5 protein-coding genes are annotated in these 4,837 nt (G+C 67.7%); all 5 read left to right on the plus strand.

The features are described from left to right. Positions 1–1,614 (plus strand): hypothetical protein (locus C8J43_RS22110; protein ID WP_165899737.1); only part of this gene is annotated, 1,614 nt, incomplete at its 5' end. Beyond that, entirely contained in the window at positions 1,611–3,302 is a 1,692-nt protein-coding gene (locus C8J43_RS21660; protein ID WP_133032628.1) for a hypothetical protein, read from the plus strand. The genes C8J43_RS22110 and C8J43_RS21660, both read left to right, overlap by 4 nt. A gap of 15 nt (positions 3,303–3,317) precedes the next feature. Next, positions 3,318–3,602 (plus strand): hypothetical protein, encoded by a 285-nt coding sequence (locus tag C8J43_RS21665; protein WP_133032629.1) that lies wholly within the window; start codon positions 3,318–3,320, stop codon positions 3,600–3,602. Next, a complete protein-coding gene (locus tag C8J43_RS21670) occupies positions 3,599–4,108 on the plus strand; it encodes a hypothetical protein (protein ID WP_056048054.1) in 510 nt (169 codons plus the stop codon). Before C8J43_RS21665 ends, C8J43_RS21670 begins: the two co-directional genes overlap by 4 nt. 31 nt (positions 4,109–4,139) lie before the next feature. Further along, positions 4,140–4,697 (plus strand): lysozyme, encoded by a 558-nt coding sequence (locus tag C8J43_RS21675; protein ID WP_207893486.1) that lies wholly within the window; start codon positions 4,140–4,142, stop codon positions 4,695–4,697. The last annotated feature ends 140 nt before the right edge of the window (positions 4,698–4,837 follow it).

Genomic DNA, 4,837 nt, shown 5'->3' on the forward strand with positions numbered 1-4,837 from the left:
TTCGGCGCCGCGGCCGATGGCATGGCAGCCGCGGCGTTCCCGGCAGTCGCACAGTTCCAGAAGGTCGGCGAAGGCACGTTCGAAACGCTGGTGCGGGTCGCATCGACCGTCGAGGCGGTCGGCGCGTCGCTCGACATGCTCGGCACCAACGCGCAGGCGATGGGGATCGGCGTGAAGCTCGCGCTGGCAGATCAGTTCGACAGCGTCTCGGCGCTGACCGATGCGGCCGGCGCCTATTTCCAGACCTATTACTCGAAGGAAGAGCAGGCAGCCGCCAAGACCGCACAGATGTCCGGCGTGTTCGCCAGCCTCGGCGTGGCGATGCCGGCGACGCTGGCGGCGTTCCGGGCACTGGTCGAAGCGCAGGACCTGACGACGTCGGCCGGGCAGTCGACCTATGCGACGCTGCTCAAACTCGCGCCGGCGTTCGCCGATCTGCAAACGTCGATGGCGGGCGCGAAAAGCGCGGCCGACATCCTCAGCGAGCGCAAGGACCTCGAGCGCCAGCTGCTCGAGCAGCAGGGCGACACCGCGGCGCTCCGGGCGCTCGATCTTGCCAAGCTCGACGAGACCAACCGCGCGCTCCAGGTGAATATTTGGGCACTCGCCGATCAGAAGGTTGCCCAGGACGCGGCGACCGCCGCGGCGAAGGCGGCAGCGGACGCAGAGTCCGCGATTGCGGCACAGCGTGACGGGCTCAACCGGCAGCTGCTCCAGTTGCAGGGCGATACCGCGACGATCCGAGCGCTCGATCTTGCCAAGCTGGACGAGAGCAACCGCGCCCTTCAGCAGAATATCTGGGCAATCACCGACCAGAATGCCGCGCTGGCTGCACAGAAAACCGCGCAGGACGAAGCGGCCGCCTCGGCGAAGGCGCTGGCGGATGCGACCGCGCAGCAGCGCGACGGGCTCAACCGACAGCTGCTCCAGCTGCAGGGCGATACCGCGGCGATCCGCGCGCTCGATCTCGCCGGCCTCGATGCCAGCAACCGGGCGCTCCAGGAGCAGATTTGGACGCTTCAGGATTCGCAGACGGCTGCGGAAGCAGCGGCGCAGGCAGCGCAGACGCTTGCGGATGCATGGGGCTCGGTCGGCACGAGCATCGGCGACGAGATCAAGCGGATCCGCGGCCTCGCCGATACGGGCAGCGCCGTAGGCTTCGCGGCTTTGCAGGGGCAGTTCAACGCGGCGACCAACGCGGCGCGGGGCGGCGATATCGAAGCCGCCAAGCTGCTGCCCGGTCTGTCGCAGTCGTTGCTGACCGCCGCAGCCGACGTCGCGACCAGCCGGCAGGAGCTGGCGCGCCTGCAGGCCATGACCGCGGCAAGCCTCGAGGCGACCAACGAGAAGCTCGGACAGGCACCGAGCGCGAAGACCAGCTCGAGCGCGTTGCTGGCAGCGGGCGCCGCTAGCCAGGCCGCCAGCACGCCGGTCGCCAGCAACGACGCGATCGTCAGCGAACTCGTGACCCTTCGCGAAGAGGTACGGCAGATGCGCAGCGAGAATAATACGGGCAACGCGGCGATCGCCGGCAACGGCGCCAAGACCAACCGCATTCTCGACAACGTCACGCAGGAAAGCGGTGGCACGGCGGTCACGGTGCTCGCGGCATGAAGGTGATCGCACCCCGCGCCATCACGAACGCGATGCTGTTCGCCTCGAGCCTGGCCGAGACGGACAGCACGCCGTGGAAGCCCGGCACAAGCTTCGCGAAAGGCGCCCGCGCGCGCGGCCTTATTTCGTTCGACTTCACGATCGGCACGCTCGTTGACGCGACGCTCACCCGCGCATCGTCCGGCACCTACACCGCGTTCAACGGCGTGCTGACCACGGTCGGGGTCGACCAGGCACGGTTCGAGTGCGTGAACGGGGTTTGCGTCGGCCTCTGGGTCGAGCCGCAGGCCACCAACTATCTGCGGTCGTCGGGAGACGTCACCACGGGATGGAGCAACGAAGGTGCCACCTCGGTTGCCGGCAGCGCCGCGCCGGACGGTTCGACGTCGACCAGGGTGACCGTCTCCACCGGGTTCGGCCGCTGGCAGCCGCACAACGTGCCGACCGTCGCCGGTGAGATGTGGGTATTCTCGGTCTACCGCAAGGCGATCGGCGCGGCCGCGAATCTCGGCCTGGCTGTCCGCGGCCAGAACAACGGCGCCAACAATGCCGGCATCGTGACGACGACGCCCGCCACCTGGACCCGGCAGCAGATCGTTCGCGTCATGGCGGCCGACGTCGGCGGCAATTGCTCGGTCCTCGCCGTATCGGGTGCCGCTGGCCTCGACGGCGTTCCGAACAAAACCGCGGATATCTTCGGTGCGCAGATGGAGCGTGGATCCACCGCCAGCTCGTACATTCCGACGACGAGCGCTGCCACGACCCGCGCGGCCGACGTCCTTACGCTCAATTGGGCTGCCAAGGGTGTCGGCGACGGCGCGTACACCGCGCGATATACCTTCGCCGACGGGACGACGCAGGATCTGCCGACCAAGGTCGAGGGCGGCAAGGCGGTGGTGCCGACCGCATCGCTCAACCGCAACGTCATCGCGCAGGTCCGCCTGGTCGAGGTGCCCGACGGGACGCGGATCTATGAGAGCCTGCAGGCGGACAATCTCGCGCATTCTCTCACCGACACGAACTGGTGGCTGGATATCGCACCAACGAACCGCTGGGCCCTGTTCGACGGCGCGATCGGGTCGCTCGCCAGAGCGAACGGCCAGATCACCGTCACCCTGCGGCCCGATGTTCCGGTCGACTCGCTTGCCGTGCTCGAGCTGACCGCGGCGAGTGTCCGCGTCCAGATCACCGCGAACGGCGCGAGCGTCTATGACCAGACACAGTCGACCAACGGGATCGATCCGGCATCGCTCATCTTCCTCGGCCTGCCCAACCCCGCGAATGCATCCATCACCGTCACGATCGCAGGCGCCACGCTCTCGACGCTGGTGACGGCCGGCGCGCTCGTGATCGGCAACATGGTCGACCTCGGCTTGACCGAGGCGGGCGCGTCGATCGGCATCACCGACTTCAGCAAGCGCTCGACCGATGATTTCGGCGTTACCACCGTCGTCGAACGCGGCTGGGCAAAGCGCATGACCGCCAAGACCAAGGTCGACACGGACGACGTCGACGCCATCCAGCTGCGCGTCGCGAGCATCCGGGCGGTGCCGGCGGTCTGGATCGGCGAGGACGGGTTCAACAGCCTGATCGTCTACGGCTTCTTCAAGGAATTCTCGGTCGATCTGGCCCTTGAGACGATCAGCTACTGCTCGCTGACCGTCGAAGGCATGACGGCCGCTCGGTAAATGACAGGAACGAATATGCGCGACCTCAACCTGCGGCTCGAGGACGAGGACGCGTGGGCGGCGCTCGCGATCGATCGCGATCCCGGCCTGCTCGAGATCGACGTCGTCGGCACGATCGCGCCGAAGCCCGGTACCGGCGATGCCACCCAGCTGGCGGGCTATCTCGTCAACGTCCGGTGTCTCGATGACCGCGACCTAAGCGCGCTCGAGCGGTTTCAGGTTTTCCCGGCCGAACCCGTGCAGACCTGGTTGTCGGGCGGCGTGACGATCGCGCCTGTTGAATCGGAGCAACGCGCATGACGGCCAATATTCCGGACCGCGTCGCGCGGCTCGAGACCAGCGTCGAGGCAATCGGCGAGGACGTCAAAGGACTGAACGGCGCGATGGGCGCGTTCGGCGGGAAGCTCGACAAGCTGGTCGACGGACTGACGCAGACCGACGGCCGCGTCGCCGAGCGTGCCCAGGCGGTCAAGGCGGAGATCCGGGACGAGGGCGATCGCAAAGCGCGCGATCGATCCGAGCTGTTCAAGAACGGCCTGGCGCTGTTCGGCGGGATCTCGCTCGTCGTCGGCTGTCTGTGCGGTCCGTATCTCGCCAAGCTCGATGCGACGTCGATCGGCCAGCGCGAGGATACGCAGGCGGTCTCGGCCGTGCGCGAGGTCCTCGCGCAGCACGGCTCGGAGATCGGCCGCAATCGGGACTCGATCGAGACGTCGCGGGAGCGCAGCCGGCGCCAGGATGATCAGCTGCTCGATCTGAATACCCGCGTTGCCCGCATCGAGGGCACCCGCACCAGCGGCCGCTGATCTTTCGCGGCCCACTACCAGGAGAACATCGATGGCAACGAAGCGTCAGTTGGCAGCAGGGACGGGGCTTGTCGGCATGATCGGCGCGGCCGCGGCCGCGATCGTGCTGGCCGTCATCCCCCCGCTCGAGAGCGGCCCCAAGCCGCAGCTGCGCGCCTATCGCGATATCGCCGGCGTCTGGACGATCTGCGATGGCGATACCGAGAACGTGAAGTCCGGCATGGTCGAGACCGTGAAGGGCTGCGAGGTCCGCCTCGACAAGCGCATGACGCGCGACTTCGGACCGGCGGTGCTGAAGCGCGCGCCAGCGCTGAAGGGGCATCCCTGGCAACTCGCGGCCGCGGTGGTGTTCGCCTACAACATCGGCGCGACCGGCTGGAACGGTTCGACCGCGGCCAAGCGGTTCGCGGCCGGCGACCTGCTCGGCGGGTGCGCGGCGCTGGGCCCGTATTTCACCATCACCAATGCCAAGGGGCAGGTTTCGACCGTGCCCGGGTGGATCAAGGCGGGCGGCAAGGTGTCGCGGGGCCTGATCAACCGGCGGACCAATGAGCGGTCGCTTTGCCTGACGGGCAAGCTCGCCTTCTAAATCCCGGCCCGTTCCCGGGCCTGATCATCACCAGCCATGAATCACCCCTGCGCTCACGCTGCGGGCTGGCAGCGCGCGTCCGCGATCCGGAGACACCCATGTTCGATACCAAGACCTGGTGGCAGAGCCGCACCATCTGG

Source organism: Sphingomonas sp. PP-CE-1G-424 (assembly GCF_004341085.1).
Taxonomy (GTDB): Bacteria; Pseudomonadota; Alphaproteobacteria; order Sphingomonadales; family Sphingomonadaceae; genus Sphingomonas.

What these genes read in the sequence shown, in the direction of transcription:
- C8J43_RS21665 (WP_133032629.1), top strand. Translation starts at nt 3,318, where the DNA reads ATGCGCGACCTCAACCTGCGGCTCGAGGACGAGGACGCGTGGGCGGCG.
- C8J43_RS21675 (WP_207893486.1), top strand. Translation starts at nt 4,140, where the DNA reads ATGGCAACGAAGCGTCAGTTGGCAGCAGGGACGGGGCTTGTCGGCATG.
- C8J43_RS21660 (WP_133032628.1), top strand. Translation starts at nt 1,611, where the DNA reads ATGAAGGTGATCGCACCCCGCGCCATCACGAACGCGATGCTGTTCGCC.
- C8J43_RS21670 (WP_056048054.1), top strand. Translation starts at nt 3,599, where the DNA reads ATGACGGCCAATATTCCGGACCGCGTCGCGCGGCTCGAGACCAGCGTC.